Consider the following 506-nt stretch of genomic DNA (forward strand, 5'->3'; position numbering starts at 1 on the left):
TTTCACTGCTGAGTTTGGCACGGTATACATCCACCAGCTGATCCAGATACCAGGGCGACTGGTAGCGCTTGCTGTCCATATAATCGACCTGGAGGTGCACCGATTCAGAACGCAGGGCGGCTTCCAGCCCGGCCTGCTGGGCATCCGTCCATTGCATACCTTGATGATAGGAATGAATCACCAGCACATTAGCTTCAGCCAGCGCCAATCTGGGTAGGAGAAGTACCAGTAGCAAGAGAACTAAGCGCATGAAGAGACAGTGATATCCTTTATTGATGCTGTGATTGAGAGCCAATCCTAATCCGTGCGTCATGAGTCAAGCCAGTATATGATGCAGTAGTTGCGAACTACCACGGAAAGATGCCATGACCCCGCTACCTCGTCTTGATGATTTAGACCGAGATATTCTGAATGCCCTGATGCACGATGCCCGGATCCCCTATGCCGAAATGGCCAAGCGCTTCAATGTCAGCCCGGCCACCGTCCATGTCCGTGTCGAAAAAATG

General features: G+C 51.8%; 2 protein-coding genes. One reads left to right on the top strand and one right to left on the bottom strand.

Annotated features, from left to right (window positions below; all coding sequences use genetic code 11):
* Positions 1–250, bottom strand: a 250-nt coding sequence (locus R0J87_RS18485) for a hypothetical protein (protein ID WP_498887999.1), incomplete at its 3' end; no start/stop codon positions are given.
* 115 nt (positions 251–365) lie between these two features.
* Here R0J87_RS18485 and R0J87_RS18490 point away from each other — a divergent pair.
* Positions 366–506 (top strand): AsnC family transcriptional regulator (locus R0J87_RS18490; protein WP_498888001.1); only part of this gene is annotated, 141 nt, incomplete at its 3' end.

This window comes from Halomonas sp. SIMBA_159, assembly GCF_046536035.1.
Classification (GTDB): Bacteria; Pseudomonadota; Gammaproteobacteria; order Pseudomonadales; family Halomonadaceae; genus Vreelandella; species Vreelandella venusta_A.